Here is a 17,046-nt window from a genome sequence, read left to right as displayed (position 1 = left end):
CACCAATCTACTCATTGGTATTACACCGTTGATAGAAACCGGCTACTACAAAGATGGCACAAAGCGGCCAGATTGCAATAAATCAAATATTCTATTTGGGGCTAAAAGCGACCCTGCATTAAGCTTTAAGGTTTTTTTTTGATTTTTAGTCCCGTTTTACCTACCCGATATTGTAATTACTTCTTACTATGAACTATTTTTGATGCTCATTATAATAGAGGGTTTGCCCGCAACAGGGCATTGCCCACACTCTAAATTACTACAATACAAATGGCACGGACAAAGATCAAGGACATCTTACTATCGGACAAGACAGATTATACGGTAAACGTAAAAGGATGGGTACGCTCATTCCGCAATAACCAGTTCATAGCCCTTAACGATGGCTCCACCATTAATAATGTACAGGTAGTAATTACCCTCGATACAGACGAAGCGATCACTAAACGTATCACCACCGGCGCATCTATAAGCGTTGACGGCACTGTTATAGCCTCATTGGGTAAAGGACAGAAAGTAGAAATAAAGGCAGACAACATTACCATTCTCGGGGATTGCGATACGGATAAATTTCCGCTGCAGTTGAAGAACCGCCCTAGCCTGGAATACCTGCGCGAGATAGCACACCTGCGCTTCCGCACCAGTACATTTGGCGCCATCTTCAGGGTACGCCACTCACTGGCATTTGCAGTACACCAGTTCTTTAACGACAGGGGTTTTGTATACCTGCATACGCCTATCATCACCGCATCTGATGCCGAAGGTGCCGGCGAAATGTTCAGGGTAAGTACCTTGCCTACAGAAAATCCGCCACGCAATGAAGATGGCAGCATAGACTATAAAGAAGACTTCTTTGGCCGCTGCACCAACCTTACCGTTAGCGGTCAGCTGGAAGCAGAACTGGGTGCTATGGCATTTAGTGAGGTATATACTTTCGGACCAACCTTCCGTGCCGAGAACAGTAACACCGCCCGTCACCTGGCCGAGTTCTGGATGATAGAACCCGAAGTGGCATTCAATGACATTACCGACAACATGGACCTTGCTGAAGATTTCATCAGGTACATTATAGGTTATGCCATGCAGCATAACCGTGAGGATCTTGAATTCCTGGCACAGCGCCTGGTGGATGAAGAGAAGCAGAAGCCAATGAATGAGCGCAGTGAACTGGGCCTGATAGAGAAGCTGGAATTTGTACTTAACAACAAGTTTGAGCGCATCACTTATACCGAGGCGGTAGACATACTGTTGAACTCACCTGCCAACAAAAAGAAGAAATTCCAGTATGAGGTGAAATGGGGCGTAGACCTGCAAAGCGAGCATGAGCGCTACCTGGTAGAAAAGCACTTTAAGAAACCGGTTATCGTTACCGACTATCCTAAAGACATCAAATCGTTCTACATGCGCCAGAACGATGATGGCAAGACCGTAGCCGCTATGGATATACTGGCACCGGGCATTGGTGAAATAGTAGGCGGAAGCCAGAGAGAAGAGCGCCTGGACAAACTGGAACAGCGCATGAAGGAAATGCACATTCCTGCCGATGAAATGTACTGGTACATGGATACCCGCAAATTCGGCACAGTGCCACACGCAGGCTTCGGACTGGGCTTTGAGCGCATGGTGCTCTTCGTTACCGGCATGACCAACATACGCGACGTAATACCTTTCCCAAGGACACCAAAGAATGCTGAGTTTTAATTGAGTTATAATACTCAACGTAAAAAGCCGCCTAACCGGGCGGCTTTTTGTTTATTACCTACAATACAAATTACACATCGAAGAACTGCACATCGCATATCATTGCCCCGTTAGGCGGCAACAGGTTTGTAGCACATTAGCCACCCTCTCACATAGCGAGCCGTAGGTTCGCTACCTACCCCAAACTGATTGATTGAACAGTCGATCATTGAACTGATTTCGTACCGTCAAATCGCTTATAGCTATACATCACCTTATACCTCAGGCGCCTATTGTAATTAAACTTGGGACGTAAATTTGCTGTATCAAAGTGTACATGCTCGTTACCATAGCCATCAATTTGAAAATACGCGTCGTCAAGGTAGCTTGTTCTTATGATTCCATTTTCGTCATAATAATAGTCATCATTACTTACGCAACCATCTTCATAAAAGGATAGTATTTTCTTTGAATTGAGCAAACCTTTTTTATAACCATATTGCGTGGTCGCTTTTAAACAATGGTGGCAATAACTATCTGTTTGGTTCCTTTGTTTTATAGTTTGTAGTTTCCCATCTTTAGCATAAAAGTAAATTGTTGTATCCGCTCGCTTATTAGGGTAACTTATCGTAGCCAGCAATTTACCTGCGCTATCGAAATAGGAATATGAAGAATCACAATAGTGTGGCCAAAAAAGCTGTACTTTTATCTTATATGATGTCTTCAATACATTTTTACAAGGCACCAATGAATAACAAATAGTATCAAAACTGCCTTGCGGTCCTCCAAACTCAGTTGTTACACAATAGTGGGTCACATTATAATCGAGGCAATCAAAAGTAAACTTCTCAATCCACGGGCGTCGCATATACTCGCGTTGACCAGCAGAAATATGAAATATCAAATTACCCGATCTGTCAAATTTTTCTATTTCTCTTCCTTCATAACTTTCCAATGTATCGTTGAAAGAATTGATAATGATCCCTGACAATATTGTTGGTGGATAGTAATTATAGGTGGAGGAATCAAGGCCGGTAATACATTGAACATGATTTCTGATTATTTCGTCCTTTTCGGGATCAGGAAATTTCAGATCGCTTAAAGTCAACTTGTGTTCCGACTCTTTTAATACATGTCCGGCATCTAGAAAAGTCAGTGCGTCTCTGGGCTCAGTGAGCCTTTGCCTCTTTTCCTCGCAAGAAAATAGCAACAGACAAAGTAATACAAAGAGATAGCGCATAGCAGGTTTTTACCAAGATACTGCAAAACTGTTGAGTACATAACTAAAACACATACTCCAACCTTAAATTAAACAGATTATTGAACTGCCCCTGATTGCCATAGCTATACCCTATGGGTATTCTTTCGGGTGGGCGAATGGAGGTGAGGGAATACTGGTAACGGATATTGGCCAGCAGGTTTTTATACAAGTGGCGGGTAAGTCCTACAGTGAAGTCGATATCAGATATATTAAAGCGATTGCCGACTGCATCTATATTCACGGGCTGGTCGGTGATCACATATTCGTTTGAATTGATGAGGCGCGCATAACTCGCGCCCAGCTCAAAGTCATATTTACCCTCTGTATAGTGCAGCATAATGGGTACCTCCACATAATTCACATCCATGTAGTACTTCCATATATACGTGCCTACGTAGGGTGACTCTGTCACCGTCGCTGCCCTGCTACCCTTGCGGGTGTAGAGCAATTCCATGCTAATGCCAATAGATGGGGTAAAGTGGATGAATACCTGGGCACCTGCATTCAGTCCTACTTTGTGATAACCCCAGTAAGAGTCTCCATCTACCTGCGAGAAATTAAGCCCCATTACCAATGCTCCTGTAAACTTTTTCAGGTCTTCGCCCTCTTTAGCAAACATGTTGAACTGCGCCCTCAGGCACAGCGGCAAACATATGAGTAAGAGTATCAGACACCGTTTTATCATCTTATTGGTAGACAATTTCCCTGTGGGTAAAGTTACTAATAACCTAAACTCTCTTTGGCTTTTCTTATTGTGGTCAATATCAATGGCTTTGCAAAAGTTAATTACAAACTCTGCGTTTGCCGGCAAAACTATTTTCTCCTAAAATCAGTATCTTTACATACATGATTTCTGCTATTAGATCTAGATTCTCCGGTTTCAGATATGCCGGCATTGCAGCCATTTGCGCGCTGTTAGTAACTGCATCTTGCAGGTATAAAGACAAGGCTGTTGTAGTTACTCCTGTAACACCAACAAGCAGCTACGGGTCGCTTACTGTAAAATTTAGTAATGAGGCCGGCGGCACAGCCATTGTAATGGGCTCCGGCACCTATACCAATGCCGCTGGCAATGCGTATAAGGTAGACCTGCTCAAATACTTCGTGAGCAATTTTACGTTGATAAAAAGCGATAATTCGGAGCATAATTTCGCCAACTATAAGCTCATCAACGCTGCCGATACCAGCACCTGTTCCTTTACGCTCGATTCTGTTGCCAATGGCACTTACAAAGCGGTTCGCTTTTACATAGGTGTAGATTCTGCCAAGAACCATACATTACTGAATGAAGGCGACCTGAACCCATCTAACGGCATGGTGTGGACCTGGAGCACCGGGTACATATTCTTTAAGCATGAGGGAACATTCATCAATGACACGGGTGGCACATCCGTCTTGCTTTACCACTATGGTGTAGATGCTAATATGAAAACTATTGACATCCCGGTATCGGCATTCACCATAGCAGCAGACCATAAGACCATGTTGCTCAAGTTCGACCTCAATAAGCAATACGGCGATCCTAATGTTATTACTTTCGATAGCGGCAATGCCGTGCACCAATCTCTGGAAACAAGAGACAGAGCATGGTTAGGTCAGATGAAAGCCAATTTCTCATCTGCATTTACATTCGATAAAGTACAGTAATCATAATCATTAAATGAGCAATAAGAAATTACACATTTGTCTGGCTATACTTGCACTAATGTTATCAGTAACGGTTTTTAATGCCTGTAAAAAGGACATAAACCCCGATGCTTATACAGGTCCTACCCCCTATCTGTTGGTCATACCAACGGGTTTACCAAGGATGGATATACCGGCCAACAACCCAATGACCCAAGAAGGTGTGGCACTAGGTAGAAAGTTGTTTTACGATCCTATCCTTTCAGGCAACCGCACCATGAGCTGCGCCAGCTGCCACAACCAGGCCTTTTCATTTACCGACAGCAGCAACCAATATAGCATAGGTATAGATGGCTTAGCAGGTACACGCAATGCAATGAACCTTGTGAACCTTGGCTACCAGAAAAAATTCTTCTGGGATGGTGGTGCTGCAGACCTGGAAAGCCAGGTAATTGGCCCAATACAGAACCCGGTAGAGATGCACGAGAACCTTGCCAACGCCATTCACAAGCTGAATACAGATCTGGAATACCCTACTCTGTTCAAGAAAGCATTTGGTGGCGACACCATTACGACATCTATGCTCATGAGGGCGATAGCCCAATTTGAACGGACCATGATATCGGGCAACTCAAAATACGACCAATATGTAAGAGGCTCGGCGACTCTTACTGCACAGGAATTAAGAGGTATGGAGCTATACCAGGACCCGGCCAAAGGCGACTGCACGCACTGCCATGCAATGGGTAGCACCTTCTCAGATTTTGAATTCCGTAACAATGGTGTAGATAGCATCTATGCCGATGCAGGACGCTATAAGATCACCCTCATAGGCAGCGATAGTGGCAAATTCAAAACACCATCGCTAAGGAACATTGCCCTCACTGCCCCTTACATGCATGATGGTCGGTTTACTACCCTGCAGCAGTGCCTTGACCATTATAACACCGGCTTTCATTACAGTCCATCGCTAGACCCGGTGCTTTCAGTATCTCCCAAAGGTAGAATGACAGCTCAGGATATGACCGACATCATTGCCTTCCTGCACACACTCACCGATACCTCATTTATCAACAACCAGGCTTTTAAACATCCTTAAGCCAACGCTTCAAAATTTATTGCTCAAAAAACTTATTCATGCTTACCACCGGCACCACCACCTTTCTGCAAGAGCTAGCGCACAACAATAACAAGCCATGGTTCGACGCCAACCGCGACCGGTACACCGCTGCAAAAGAAGATTTTGAAGTAGTGGTAGCGGATATACTTAAAGGCCTGGCAAAGATGGAACCTGCGTTTGCAGAGCAGAAACCCAAAGACTGCATCTTCCGCATATTCAGAGATGTACGTTTCGGTACCGATAAAACACCCTACAAATCGCACTTTGGTGCCTACTTCAACAAGGGTGGCAAAAAGTCTACCGGTGCAGGCTTTTATCTGCATGTAGAGCCGGGTGGCAAAACCTTTGCCGGTGGCGGCTTGTGGATGCCAGAATCGCCTGTACTTAAAGCTGTAAGGCAGGAGATCGATTATAACTTCGATGAGTTCAAAGCCATAATAGACGATAAGAAATTCAAAAAAATGTTCCCCGAAGTAACAGGAGAATCGGCCAAGAAACCACCCGTTGGCTATACCGAAGATAATCCGGCAATAAAGTACATTAAGATGAAAGGATTTGTTGTCAGCAACAACATAGCTGACAAAGAAATACATAGCAAAACGTTTGTAAAGACTGTTACAGATACTTTTGCTACAATGGATCCCTTTATTCAGTTCCTCAATAAAGGGGCGGAAATCAGCTAATGATCTAGTCCAATACTCAAATGAAAATGCCACCTGCTACTGCAAGTGGCATTTTCATTTCATGAGCGCTAACACTTATTTCTTCGTATACTTTATCTCCATTGTCTTAAACTCTTTACCACCTGCCGGAGTAGTATACATCTCCATTACCTGGTGTTTGTCATCTATCATCTTCGTCACTTCCCTTATCTCCATATCCTTACCGGTAAGCAGGTCTACACACTTGCCTGTAAGGTTTAGTGCTTTACCTGCGGCATCATAAGTACCTTCCAGGTTCATCATTCCCGTACCCATATTATCTATCCACGTGCTTATAAATTTCTTCTTACCATTGTCATAGGCTATTGTGTTAGTGCCTTCAAAAGGCATCCCCATCATGGTACCATGAAAGGTCGACACCTCATAACGGCCACCCATTATCATCTTATTCTCGCATACACCGCTACCCATTTGCGGTGCCTTGCCTTCCTCTTCCCACATAGTGGTTTCTGCGGACCATTTACCACTCATAGATGCCAGCATCTTGTGCATATCACCCGGTGTGGCATAGTCCATCCATGCCTTCATTTTGGCTGCCGAATCCATTGGCGGAGCCTTGGTTTCTTCTTTAGCGGGTGTTGCAGCTACCGTGGTGGTAGTGGCTGTCGTAGCAGTGGTGCTATCAGTTGTCGCCGTCTTTGTTTCGCCTGAATTGCAACCGATCATTGCCACGGCAATAACGGGAATTAGAATAAATGTGTGTTTCATGATCCGGTTTTTCTTTGCAAATTAATAATATATTATTAATTATTTAAGTGAAGGCTCTAAAAAAGATATCCACATTTTTTGATCACTCATAAGTACATTGAAAATCAATTGATAGCATCACTTTTGGCACACGCAAATGTGGATAACTTATGATTTTTAGTTTGCAAGTGTCGTTTTTTCATAGCAATTTTACATCCTCAAACTATATCAGCATGAACAACATTACAAACGAATACCACGAAGCCGCCCTCTTAGCCGCAGATCAGATCGCCGAAAACTTTTGCCGCCAGATCATTGCTATCCAACGAAACATCATTGCCCGTCCACAGGGGCAAGACGCCCCAACATCCGAAGAAACAATGATGATGGTGAAACTCGTGAACTGTCTGGATAAAATAAGGAGATTCTCTGGCAGAACGCCATCGCGCAAAACAAAGAAAGAAACCACGGTGGCGGAAACGGCTCCCACTGCAGTACCGGCGAACACAGAAAAACAACAGGTCGTAGCCGCACAAGAAACAGCACCTGTAAGCCAGCAGGATTTTGAAGACTACAACTACATCCTTGGCAACATTGGCTTTATTGAAGACGCCACCACCGTAAAATTCAGAGACACGCAGGTAAACGCCAAATGGCTGCAATATAACCTCTTCCAGTACTGCCTACCCGCCGCCAGCCGCCAATTCATCCATGACGCCAACGACTTCCTCGAATATGTCGACTACGAGGTACTCAAACAAAACATAAAGATCTGGAAGAAGAGTCTGGAGCGGGCCGCGTAAATCAAAAATCACTCAACTCCGAGAACGTAGAGACGCATAATTGCGTCTCCAGAGCGGCTGAGCATAGCAACCCAATTATCGGGCATCCATAAATCCTTTAATCCTATAAATCCTGGTTCAGACAAAAATCAGGACAAACCCCTAATAACTACTCTGAGTACTCAGATAAGGATTACTCTTTTTTCTGAAATCACCGCGCTTCCAGGCCTCGAAGAACTCGCCCCATGCAAGCGGGTTAAGGATGTTCATTGGTTTTTGTTGTCCGTAATAAACAGCCTCACGTGCCTGCTGCTGCAGGTAGGCCGATTGTGCTTCATGGCCATCTTTAGGTAAGGTATAGGCCAGCGCACGAAGGATGTAGGCATCTGTATTGCGGCGGGCAATTTCGTACTGGTCATTAGGAATGCGCCAGTGCAGGAATGCATAATCAAATCCCTCTCCGGATGGCAAAGGACGGATGATCGTTTCAGGAAGAAAGAACGTATCCTGAACCATCAACTGTATCATAGAAAATATGTTACCGCCTATATCCTTTTTTACTACATATTCTTTAGGGCGGTAACCAACACTGCTGAATTCCAGAGTATCCCCCTTATAACAAACAATGCTAAATACACCCGAGTATTCCGACTCTACACCGCGGTTCTTGTTCTTTACCTGTACTGTCACATTGGGCACTGCCCTAAGGCTGTCGGCTGTCATGATCACCCCGTTTATCTGTATCACATTGTCATACCCGGTTTGAGCATGGCCAGTTTGACCAACTGCGAGCACCAGCAGCGATAAGAGACAATATGACAAAAAATTCATCCGCATGTATACCAAAGTTACAATTATAAATAAGAAACAGATGAGGGTCGGGCAATCGAAATGAAATTAATTCTATTTATAACCGTATACAGTTAAAAACGAATAAAGATCACTTGTACCCCTACAAAGTAAGCGGGTTTCACTTACTTTTGCGGTACGAAAAAAGTACTTTAACAAAGGTTTACATGATAACAAAAGAAGCTGTATTAGAGGCGCTGAGCAATGTGGAAGAACCCGATCTGGGAAAAGACCTGGTAACATTGAACATGGTGAAGGATGTAGAAGTTGATGGTAAGAATGTATCATTTACTGTGGTACTCACAACTCCTGCCTGCCCGCTTAAAGAGATGATCGAAAGAGCTTGCGTTACTGCCATTCATCATCTGGTAGATAAAGAAGCTGTAGTAAAGGTGAATCTTACCGCCAATGTAAATACCAACCGTAAAGACAATAAATCTGTACTTCCGGGTGTAAAGAATATTATAGTGGTGGCCTCAGGCAAGGGCGGCGTAGGTAAATCTACTGTAGCAGTGAACCTGGCACTGGGCCTTGCGCAGGAAGGTGCCAAAGTAGGCTTGCTCGATGCCGACATATATGGCCCTTCTATTCCTATTATGCTCGGCATTCGCGAGGAGCGCCCTAAGATGACCGATGTAGACGGCAAGAATATGATCGTTCCTATTGAGCGTTTCGGTATCAAGGCTATGTCTATAGGCTTGCTTATCGATGAAAAGCAGGCTGTTATCTGGCGCGGACCTATGGCCAGCTCGGCTATCAAGCAGTTCATTACCGATGTGTATTGGGATGAGTTGGACTACCTGGTAGTAGATATGCCACCGGGAACAGGTGATGTACACCTCACCCTTTGCCAGACCATTCCGGTAACCGGCGCTTTGATCGTTTCTACACCTCAGGCGGTAGCAGCAGCAGACGCGAGAAAAGCCATTATGATGCTCAAACAGGCACAGATCAATGTGCCGATACTTGGCATTGTAGAGAATATGGCTTATTTTACTCCCGCAGAATTGCCGGACAACAAATATTACATCTTTGGCAAGGGCGGCGCATCGCAGATGGCTGATCAGTTTGAGCTGCCATTCCTCGGTGAGATACCATTGGTACAGAGCATACGCGAAGGTGGCGACAAGGGTATACCGGCAGTTATTAACGACGACCAGGTAACCAAAGAAGCCTTTACAGTGCTGGCACAGGCTGTAGCGCGTGCGGTGGCAATGAGAAATGCTAATATGGCACCAACCAAGATACTGGAAATAGTAAGCTAGCGCTTACGGCTAAAGCAAAAAAGGGCGTCAAATGCGGATCAAATTGCCGTTGTCTTTTAAATCCTGCGCGACAGCGCAGACATCATTCTCCCTCTCCTTTGGAGAGGGCTGGGGTGAGGCTCAAAGCAGGAAACTGCTGTAGGCAAAGTAGATTGCGAAAACTGATTGGAATTTTTTATTTTTGAATTATACTTTTGAGTACAGAATAAATAAAAGTAGTCTATGAAGAAAATTTTATTGCCTGTTGTTCTGCTGTTATCGTTACAGTCAGCTTTTGCACACCAGGATACAAAGCAGGTATCTGTTGACATGGTCACGGTGAAAGGCGGCAAGTTTGATATGGGAGACGACAGCGCGGCAATGGACAGAAGGCCGAACCACACTGTAATGCTTAAAGACTTCTCCATTGGTGCTACCGAGGTTACTCAGGCACAGTGGGAGGCAGTGATGGGTAACAACCCATCTAAGTACCAGTGTGCTGATTGCCCTGTTACAAACGTCACCTTCAACGACATACAGGAATTTATTACCAAACTCAATAGCATGACAGGCAAGCATTACCGCCTGCCTACAGAAGCAGAATGGGAATTTGCAGCACGTGGCGGTACCCGCGAGAATAAAGAGAACATGAGCAAATACAGCGGCCGTAAGGTGTTGCAGTATATTGCATGGTTCGAGCGTAATGCCAACGACCACCAGCACCCTGTAGGTAAGAAGAGGGCTAACGAACTGGGCCTGTTTGACATGACCGGCAACGTAGAAGAGTGGGTAAACGACTGGTACAGCAAAGACTACTTTTCAAAGAAAAACGTATCTAACCCGCAAGGACCAGATGGCGGCAACTCTAAAGTAGTTCGTGGCGGATCATGGAAGAGCCTTAAAGACGAAGTATCAGTTACCCGCCGTGCCGCTTACGTACCAACCACTAAAAGCACTTCCTTGGGCTTCCGTTTGGCAGAATAGAAACATACAACATACTAATTACAACATTCGTCCCGGTATCTTATCGGGACGAATATATTTAGGGGAGTTTGTAGTCCGGGAATTCGCATTATTTGCTAAAATAATAAGTCCTGAAAGGACGACATCAATAGCGAGGGGTTTTAACCCCTTGTAAAGAGACAACCAAAGACGCAAGCCCTGTAAGGGCGACATAACTGTTTATGCAAATGCAAAAAAAAACAATGGAGGAACTTGGCCGACTAAGCGCAGAAGATATGCGCCAGGCTACTAAACACCCCATAATAGTAATACTGGACGAAGTACGCAGCATGCACAACGTAGGCTCTGTCTTCCGCACCTGCGACGGCTTTGCCGTGGAAGCGCTCTATTTGTGCGGCTATACCCCACTCCCCCCTCACCGCGACATCCACAAAACAGCCTTGGGCGCAACAGAGTCTGTAACATGGCAACACTTTGCAACTACCATGGAAGCAATCAACCATTGCAAAGCAGAAGGCTATAAGATACTGGCGGTAGAGCAGGCACACAACAGCATAAGCCTGCAAAACCTGCAAACCAACAATGAGAAGATAGCCCTTGTATTTGGCAATGAAGTAGCCGGCGTAAACGAAGAAGCCATAAAAGCAGCTGATGCCTGCATAGAGATCCCTCAATGGGGCTCTAAACACTCGCTGAACATATCGGTAGCCGTTGGCGTGGTGCTTTGGGAAATAGCACGAGGAATGGCGTAATGGCTGAATTGCTCAATACCCAACTACATGTGCAAATTTTGGGATTTCATTGAGTTACGCAATTATGGTTCAATGCCAAAAATCGTAAATATCTTTGTACCGATTAAAAAATAACACTGGTCGAAGCGGCTCGCTTCGTCCTGAAACATGCAAGCGTCTCGCTTGCGAAAAAGAATAAACAAATGACCATAGATACAAATAGAAGAATAGACCTGCTTTGCAACCTGGGAACCTGGATGATGAGTAATGACGATGGCTGGATGGAAGCGCAATACAGGGCGGTAAGTGCCAACGCATGGTTTACTCCCGAGCATATATCATTGGCTATAAACAATATTGTATCGCAGTTTCTGCAAAGGGATAAACTGACAGCATGGCTGGCCAATTACCAACTACCTGCAGAACCAAAGATCGTGGGCATTGTAATGGCCGGCAACATACCACTGGTGGGCTTTCACGATTTTTTGTGCGGTTTCATCAGCGGGCACTACGTGCACATGAAGCTGTCGTCTAAAGACGATGTGTTACTTACTTATATACTTAGACTTTTAGGCGAATGGGAGCCGGAAGTGTTAGAGCAGGTAGAGATAAAAGAAAGACTGAATGGATGCGATGCCTACATAGCCACAGGTAGCAATAATACCGCCCGCTATTTCGAGCAATATTTTGCAAAATACCCGAATATCATCCGCAAGAACAGGACATCAGTTGCTATCCTTGATGGCAGTGAAACTGATGAAGAACTAGCACTGCTGGCCGATGATGTGTACCTGTACTATGGCCTGGGCTGCCGCAATGTTACGCAGGTATGTGTTCCCCGCGAATTCCCGTTTGAGCGCCTGCTTAAAGCTTTCACCAGGCACAACAGCTATGCAGATCTGAACAAGTACAAGAACAATTTCGACTATCACCTGGCCATATACCTGCTCAACCGCGTACCGTATATGAGCAATGAATCGATACTGATGGTTGAGAACGATTTACCATTCTCAGCAGTAAGCGTGCTCCACTACAAATACTACGATGACATTGCTGCTATGAAGGAAGAACTAAAGACAAATGACGCTATACAAGCCATAATAGGGCACGACTTCATACCCTTCGGAGACTCCCAGAAACCCGCTCTCAGCGCCTATGCCGATAATGTGGATACTATGGCGTTTTTGTGTGGGTTGTAACTAGGCTTGCAGCTACCTATTTCTAATCACCATAATTTTGACAGATGAAAAAGGTCTTTATTCTTATCACTTTGATATTTCTGTTGCCTAATTGTTCTTTCGCTCAAAGCATGGATGAGCAAATGTTCCAGTCCATTTGCATGAACCTTATTCACCAGGATTCATTTAACACCATTGCTCAAAAACTGAAAAACAAAGTAGTACTTGTGGCTGATCCTGTTTCTGGCTATCAGTGGATAAAGTACATTGATACATCTGACTCAAAAACAACAACAGTTTTCGATAGTTACAGTAAAAATGATCGAATAAATATCTTGAGCGGTCAATCATTCCCATATTTACCTTTAGCAGATACCATATATATCGTCGACACTAATGGATTTTTAAACAACGAATACTCATTTGAAAGTGGAGGACATTTTTTCAAAATAGCTCTCCACAATTACGACTTATATGGGATTGGTGATGGTAACAAAATGAAATACAAAAAGATCTACAAACAGTTTGTTGACAACACAAACACGAGGCATCTATTTCTGCATCGGGTTAGGATGTACCAAAACCTGCTGACGCTGTCATTTGTTTTTATCAGGCAAATAGATGGTGAATATAAGTTCCCCTTTAAACTTAAGAGTTGCGAATTAATTCTTGGAAAACCAGGATATAGCGATAGTCTCTTCTACTTCTTGGATTGACGATTGCCGTATAAATTGGTGCAAGTAACGAAGTACCTCCCTACTCCATCCCCTTCAACAACTCCGGCCGGCGCTCACCGGTGCGTTTTATAGACTGTTCGTGGCGCCACTGGTCTACTTTTTTAGGGTCCCCGCAAAGTAGGATATCGGGTATCTTCCATCCGCGAAAGTCGGCTGGGCGGGTATATACAGGTGGTGCCAATAACCCATCCTGGAAGGAGTCGAATAAGGCAGAGGTTTCATCATTGAGTACACCCGGCAGCAGGCGACCAACTGCATCTACTACTATTGCTGCGCCCAGTTCCCCGCCACTCAGTACATAGTCCCCTACAGATATCTCCATGGTCACATAGTGCTGGCGAATACGGTCGTCAATGCCCTTGTAGTGGCCACAGATAATGATCAGGTTGCCCTTCATTGACAGCCTGTTGGCAGTCTTTTGGTCAAACAACACACCATCAGGGGTCATGAAGATAACCTCATCATAAGTACGCTCTTCTTTAAGCTTGTCAATTACTATAGCCAATGGCTCAGCCATCATTACCATACCAGCCCCACCGCCAAACTGGTAGTCATCCACCTGGCCCTGTTTGTAAGGAGTGGTCTCGCGTGGATTATGAATGTGTATCTCCAGCAACCCCCTTTCCTTGGCTCTTTTGAGTATAGAGTGGTTAAACGGGCTTTCCAGCAATTCAGGTACTACAGTAATTATATCTATGCGCATTGTGTTGTTGTTTTCGCAAGCGCGTCGCTTGCATTGTTCCGGACGAAGCGAGATGCTTCGACCAGTGTGTATTTTTACATGTAAACGTCCATTAAGCCGGCAGGCAGCTCCATGATAAGGCGCTTCTGTTTTACCTGTATATCCTTTATAAATTGGTGCAATAATGGTATCAATACTTCCTTATCATTATACATGATCTTGCCCAGCCATTGGTTAGGAGTCTGCATTACGTCTTCCATCACACCCAACAGGCCTACATGCACGTCAGTAACCGTAAAGCCTATCCACAACAGGGGAGATTCTTTGGCATACCCCACCAGCAATGCTTCATCAACAAATACCGCCTTGCCCACCAGCTTTTTGGCGTTCTCCACCATGTTCAGCTCCTCCAGGTTTATATTAAACTCCTTATCATTCACTATCCTGAATTCGGATACGAAATAGGGTATGTAACTACCCTTTTGCATCTCCACCATCAGGGCATGCCCCTTCTTCATCCAGCGGCCATCTCCCGCCACATGGGTCATGATCACCGCACCCTGTATGCCATGAGTGGCAACAATTTTTCCTACTCTTATCATTCTGTATAAATAAACACCACTTTTTGTGGTAACTTTTTTTGCTCTAAAGGTGCAAATTTAGAAAATGTAGCGGTCAGTATCACATACATTTATATCTTGCAGTTTAATTAACCTGAATTTATAGATGGATCGTTTTACGGGACTGATAGGTATAGTTGTTATCCTTGGTGTTGCTTTTTTGTTCTCCAACAACAAAAAACGCATTAATTACAGGCTGGTATGCAGTGGGCTGGGCCTACAATTGGTCATTGCTTTGCTGGTACTTAAGGTAAAGCCCGTCAATGACTTCTTCCAGATGCTGGGCCACGGTATGCAAAAGCTGGAAGGCTTTGCGCAGGAAGGTGCAGGGTTTGTGTACAGGGGAGTAGGCATTGTGCAGGGCGACAAAGTGACTGACTACGCCGCAGGTGGTTTTGTATTTGCATTCAATGTAACGGCTACTATAATACTGGTGTGTGTATTGGTGGCTATTCTATACTATCTAAAGGTGATGCAGTTTATAGTGTCTATAATTGCTAAAGCCATGAACTTTGTAATGCGCGTAAGCGGTGCGGAAGCGTTGAGTAATGTGGCCAGTGCATTTGTAGGACAAGTGGAAGCCCAGGTAATGATACGCGCCTATCTGCCAACTATGACCAAAAGCGAATTACTTGCGTCAATGAGTGGTAGCCTTGCGTGTATAGCAGGTGGTATATTGATAGTGTATGCTAATATGGGTGCCCGCCCCGACTACTTGATGGCAGCCAGCCTTATGGCGGCTCCCGGTGCGTTGGTGATCTCAAAGATTGTCTTCCCCGAAACTGAGGTATCGCCCACTATGGGCAAAGTGAAACTAAGTGTGGACAGCGGATATACCAATCTGATTGATGCCATATCACATGGCGCCGCTGATGGTTTTAAGATAGCCATGAATGTTATAGCTATGCTTATAGGCTTTATAGCATTGTTTGCCCTTATCAACTTCTTGTTGGGCTGTATCAATCCTGCGCTTTCATTAGATGCTATATTCGGCGTTATATTCCGCCCTTTTGCATGGGTAATGGGCGTACCTGGTGAAGACGTAAAGAATGTGGCTACGTTGCTTGGCCAGAAGCTTACCATCAATGAGTTCTTTGCCTTTAAAAACCTTACAACACACACCGTAAACGTAGTTACCCCGAAAGGACTAACCATTGTTACTGTTGCCATATGCGGCTTTGCCAATTTCAGCAGCGTAGGTATGCAGATAGGTGGTATTGGGGCATTGGCTCCTGAGCGCCGTGTAGATCTTGCCAAGTTGGGTATGAAGGCGCTGTTGTGTGGTACGCTGGCATCTTACCTGTCTGCCACCATTGCGGGTATTATCATATCTAATTAATGTTGTAGCGACGCTCCGAAACGTGGTCAGAATCACCAGATTGGGGCTTATAAAATATCTTTACAAATATTTCACAGTTAACCAAAAGAAATTATCTTTGTCTCAACGTCATAAAAAACAGATAAACATGAAAAAACTATTATTCCTTGCTTTCTTCTCTCTATGCTTTTGTACACTGAGTATGGCCCAGGGTTTTTCACTTGATGAATTACTGCAGTCAAGGAAATCAAACTACCCTACTTTCGAGTCACTGGTACATGGTAAAGGTTATGTGTTGAATCACCTGGAAAGCACTGAACGTTCATCTGTATTTAGGAATGGTACTAACGTAATTACTTACAACACATTCTACGACAATTCTAGCATCCGCTACAAGCGTTATGTGGCTATCAAGTTTGAAACACAGAGCCTTGAAACTTACGAATCATTGAAGCGCCAGGTAGAAGCAAGTGCAAAATATTCTAAGACAAGAATGCGCAGAACTTCTCAGAAGGAATATCTGGAGCATCTGTACAGGAACGAAGAAGTTTCTATCCACCTGTTCGACATTTCTTACAAAGACGATAGCAAGCCATACTACATGATAGAGATCTATGCTTTGCTTTCTGACTATTAGTAGTTATAAAATATTTTAAAAAAAGGTGCAACAATGTTGCACCTTTTTTTATGCCCCTTGTTGAGGAATTTTTAATTATATCATATTTTTATATGCGTATTTGTTTGCAAATAATAGAATTAAAATAAAATATACTTTGGCATGATGTTTATAATTGGATAAATGAGGGTGGTATGCCGAATTTGATCAGGGCATTACACTCAATAAAT

The 17,046-nt window shown here is 44.2% G+C and carries 18 protein-coding genes; 12 read left to right on the top strand and 6 right to left on the bottom strand.

Annotated elements, in window-relative coordinates:
- The first annotated feature begins 270 nt into the window (after positions 1–270).
- Positions 271–1,701, top strand: coding sequence for an asparagine--tRNA ligase (gene asnS / locus CJD36_RS16210; RefSeq protein WP_105040241.1), 1,431 nt, complete (start codon positions 271–273; stop codon positions 1,699–1,701).
- Between the two features lie 205 nt (positions 1,702–1,906).
- Here the strand turns inward: asnS and CJD36_RS16205 are convergent, their stop codons facing one another.
- Both CJD36_RS16205 and CJD36_RS16200 read right to left on the bottom strand, forming a co-directional pair.
- Complete coding sequence (locus CJD36_RS16205; RefSeq protein WP_105040240.1) at positions 1,907–2,920, bottom strand: hypothetical protein; 1,014 nt, start codon at positions 2,918–2,920, stop codon at positions 1,907–1,909.
- 43 nt (positions 2,921–2,963) lie between these two features.
- Positions 2,964–3,560, bottom strand: a complete 597-nt coding sequence (locus CJD36_RS16200; protein WP_161499340.1) for an outer membrane beta-barrel protein — start codon at positions 3,558–3,560, stop codon at positions 2,964–2,966.
- Positions 3,561–3,787: 227 nt separating this feature from the next.
- On the opposite strand from CJD36_RS16200, the gene CJD36_RS16195 reads away from it, so the two are divergent.
- Genes CJD36_RS16195 through CJD36_RS16185 form a run of 3 tightly spaced genes read left to right on the top strand, consistent with a single transcriptional unit; the run spans position 3,788 to position 6,370 of the window.
- Positions 3,788–4,588, top strand: a complete 801-nt coding sequence (locus tag CJD36_RS16195; RefSeq protein WP_133162671.1) for an MbnP family protein — start codon at positions 3,788–3,790, stop codon at positions 4,586–4,588.
- A gap of 13 nt (positions 4,589–4,601) precedes the next feature.
- On the top strand, positions 4,602–5,666 hold the full coding sequence (locus tag CJD36_RS16190) for a cytochrome-c peroxidase (protein WP_205685625.1): 1,065 nt from the start codon (positions 4,602–4,604) through the stop codon (positions 5,664–5,666).
- A 38-nt stretch (positions 5,667–5,704) separates the two neighbouring features.
- Positions 5,705–6,370: a DUF2461 domain-containing protein gene (locus CJD36_RS16185; RefSeq protein ID WP_105040237.1), complete on the top strand. Its 666-nt coding sequence runs from the start codon at positions 5,705–5,707 to the stop codon at positions 6,368–6,370.
- A gap of 75 nt (positions 6,371–6,445) precedes the next feature.
- Here the strand turns inward: CJD36_RS16185 and CJD36_RS16180 are convergent, their stop codons facing one another.
- Positions 6,446–7,117: a DUF1579 domain-containing protein gene (locus tag CJD36_RS16180; protein WP_105040236.1), complete on the bottom strand. Its 672-nt coding sequence runs from the start codon at positions 7,115–7,117 to the stop codon at positions 6,446–6,448.
- Positions 7,118–7,329: 212 nt separating this feature from the next.
- Here CJD36_RS16180 and CJD36_RS16175 point away from each other — a divergent pair, with 212 nt between their 5' ends.
- Positions 7,330–7,899, top strand: coding sequence for a hypothetical protein (locus CJD36_RS16175; protein WP_105040235.1), 570 nt, complete (start codon positions 7,330–7,332; stop codon positions 7,897–7,899).
- A gap of 141 nt (positions 7,900–8,040) precedes the next feature.
- Here the strand turns inward: CJD36_RS16175 and CJD36_RS16170 are convergent, their stop codons facing one another.
- Positions 8,041–8,715, bottom strand: coding sequence for a carboxypeptidase-like regulatory domain-containing protein (locus tag CJD36_RS16170; protein ID WP_240609370.1), 675 nt, complete (start codon positions 8,713–8,715; stop codon positions 8,041–8,043).
- 179 nt (positions 8,716–8,894) lie between these two features.
- Here CJD36_RS16170 and CJD36_RS16165 point away from each other — a divergent pair, with 179 nt between their 5' ends.
- From CJD36_RS16165 to CJD36_RS16145, 5 genes are all read left to right on the top strand, one after another.
- Entirely contained in the window at positions 8,895–9,992 is a 1,098-nt protein-coding gene (locus tag CJD36_RS16165; RefSeq protein WP_105040233.1) for an Mrp/NBP35 family ATP-binding protein, read from the top strand.
- Positions 9,993–10,214: 222 nt separating this feature from the next.
- Positions 10,215–10,955: a formylglycine-generating enzyme family protein gene (locus tag CJD36_RS16160; protein WP_105040232.1), complete on the top strand. Its 741-nt coding sequence runs from the start codon at positions 10,215–10,217 to the stop codon at positions 10,953–10,955.
- A 206-nt stretch (positions 10,956–11,161) separates the two neighbouring features.
- On the top strand, positions 11,162–11,686 hold the full coding sequence (locus CJD36_RS16155; RefSeq protein ID WP_105040231.1) for an RNA methyltransferase: 525 nt from the start codon (positions 11,162–11,164) through the stop codon (positions 11,684–11,686).
- 182 nt (positions 11,687–11,868) lie between these two features.
- Positions 11,869–12,864 carry an acyl-CoA reductase gene (locus CJD36_RS16150; RefSeq protein ID WP_105040230.1) on the top strand — a complete coding sequence of 332 codons (996 nt, stop codon included), beginning with the start codon at positions 11,869–11,871 and terminating at the stop codon, positions 12,862–12,864.
- 44 nt (positions 12,865–12,908) lie between these two features.
- Entirely contained in the window at positions 12,909–13,559 is a 651-nt protein-coding gene (locus CJD36_RS16145; RefSeq protein WP_105040229.1) for a hypothetical protein, read from the top strand.
- Between the two features lie 40 nt (positions 13,560–13,599).
- Here the strand turns inward: CJD36_RS16145 and trmD are convergent, their stop codons facing one another.
- Together trmD and rimM are read right to left on the bottom strand one after the other, a co-directional pair.
- Positions 13,600–14,283, bottom strand: a complete 684-nt coding sequence (gene trmD, locus CJD36_RS16140; RefSeq protein WP_105040228.1) for a tRNA (guanosine(37)-N1)-methyltransferase TrmD — start codon at positions 14,281–14,283, stop codon at positions 13,600–13,602.
- A 74-nt stretch (positions 14,284–14,357) separates the two neighbouring features.
- Entirely contained in the window at positions 14,358–14,864 is a 507-nt protein-coding gene (gene rimM / locus CJD36_RS16135) for a ribosome maturation factor RimM (RefSeq protein WP_105040227.1), read from the bottom strand.
- A gap of 124 nt (positions 14,865–14,988) precedes the next feature.
- Here rimM and CJD36_RS16130 point away from each other — a divergent pair, with 124 nt between their 5' ends.
- Complete coding sequence (locus CJD36_RS16130; RefSeq protein ID WP_105040226.1) at positions 14,989–16,221, top strand: NupC/NupG family nucleoside CNT transporter; 1,233 nt, start codon at positions 14,989–14,991, stop codon at positions 16,219–16,221.
- 127 nt (positions 16,222–16,348) lie between these two features.
- Positions 16,349–16,837, top strand: coding sequence for a hypothetical protein (locus CJD36_RS16125; RefSeq protein ID WP_133162670.1), 489 nt, complete (start codon positions 16,349–16,351; stop codon positions 16,835–16,837).
- Positions 16,838–17,046 lie beyond the last annotated feature (209 nt).

This window comes from Flavipsychrobacter stenotrophus (assembly GCF_002954265.1).
GTDB lineage: Bacteria > Bacteroidota > Bacteroidia > Chitinophagales > Chitinophagaceae > Flavipsychrobacter > Flavipsychrobacter stenotrophus.
This window is presented reverse-complemented; position numbering and strand designations above follow the sequence as displayed.

What these genes read in the sequence shown, in the direction of transcription:
- asnS (WP_105040241.1), top strand. Translation starts at nt 271, where the DNA reads ATGGCACGGACAAAGATCAAGGACATCTTACTATCGGACAAGACAGAT.
- CJD36_RS16205 (WP_105040240.1), bottom strand. Translation starts at nt 2,920, where the DNA reads ATGCGCTATCTCTTTGTATTACTTTGTCTGTTGCTATTTTCTTGCGAG.
- CJD36_RS16200 (WP_161499340.1), bottom strand. Translation starts at nt 3,560, where the DNA reads ATGTTTGCTAAAGAGGGCGAAGACCTGAAAAAGTTTACAGGAGCATTG.
- CJD36_RS16195 (WP_133162671.1), top strand. Translation starts at nt 3,788, where the DNA reads ATGATTTCTGCTATTAGATCTAGATTCTCCGGTTTCAGATATGCCGGC.
- CJD36_RS16190 (WP_205685625.1), top strand. Translation starts at nt 4,602, where the DNA reads ATGAGCAATAAGAAATTACACATTTGTCTGGCTATACTTGCACTAATG.
- CJD36_RS16185 (WP_105040237.1), top strand. Translation starts at nt 5,705, where the DNA reads ATGCTTACCACCGGCACCACCACCTTTCTGCAAGAGCTAGCGCACAAC.
- CJD36_RS16180 (WP_105040236.1), bottom strand. Translation starts at nt 7,117, where the DNA reads ATGAAACACACATTTATTCTAATTCCCGTTATTGCCGTGGCAATGATC.
- CJD36_RS16175 (WP_105040235.1), top strand. Translation starts at nt 7,330, where the DNA reads ATGAACAACATTACAAACGAATACCACGAAGCCGCCCTCTTAGCCGCA.
- CJD36_RS16170 (WP_240609370.1), bottom strand. Translation starts at nt 8,715, where the DNA reads ATGCGGATGAATTTTTTGTCATATTGTCTCTTATCGCTGCTGGTGCTC.
- CJD36_RS16165 (WP_105040233.1), top strand. Translation starts at nt 8,895, where the DNA reads ATGATAACAAAAGAAGCTGTATTAGAGGCGCTGAGCAATGTGGAAGAA.
- CJD36_RS16160 (WP_105040232.1), top strand. Translation starts at nt 10,215, where the DNA reads ATGAAGAAAATTTTATTGCCTGTTGTTCTGCTGTTATCGTTACAGTCA.
- CJD36_RS16155 (WP_105040231.1), top strand. Translation starts at nt 11,162, where the DNA reads ATGCAAAAAAAAACAATGGAGGAACTTGGCCGACTAAGCGCAGAAGAT.
- CJD36_RS16150 (WP_105040230.1), top strand. Translation starts at nt 11,869, where the DNA reads ATGACCATAGATACAAATAGAAGAATAGACCTGCTTTGCAACCTGGGA.
- CJD36_RS16145 (WP_105040229.1), top strand. Translation starts at nt 12,909, where the DNA reads ATGAAAAAGGTCTTTATTCTTATCACTTTGATATTTCTGTTGCCTAAT.
- trmD (WP_105040228.1), bottom strand. Translation starts at nt 14,283, where the DNA reads ATGCGCATAGATATAATTACTGTAGTACCTGAATTGCTGGAAAGCCCG.
- rimM (WP_105040227.1), bottom strand. Translation starts at nt 14,864, where the DNA reads ATGATAAGAGTAGGAAAAATTGTTGCCACTCATGGCATACAGGGTGCG.
- CJD36_RS16130 (WP_105040226.1), top strand. Translation starts at nt 14,989, where the DNA reads ATGGATCGTTTTACGGGACTGATAGGTATAGTTGTTATCCTTGGTGTT.
- CJD36_RS16125 (WP_133162670.1), top strand. Translation starts at nt 16,349, where the DNA reads ATGAAAAAACTATTATTCCTTGCTTTCTTCTCTCTATGCTTTTGTACA.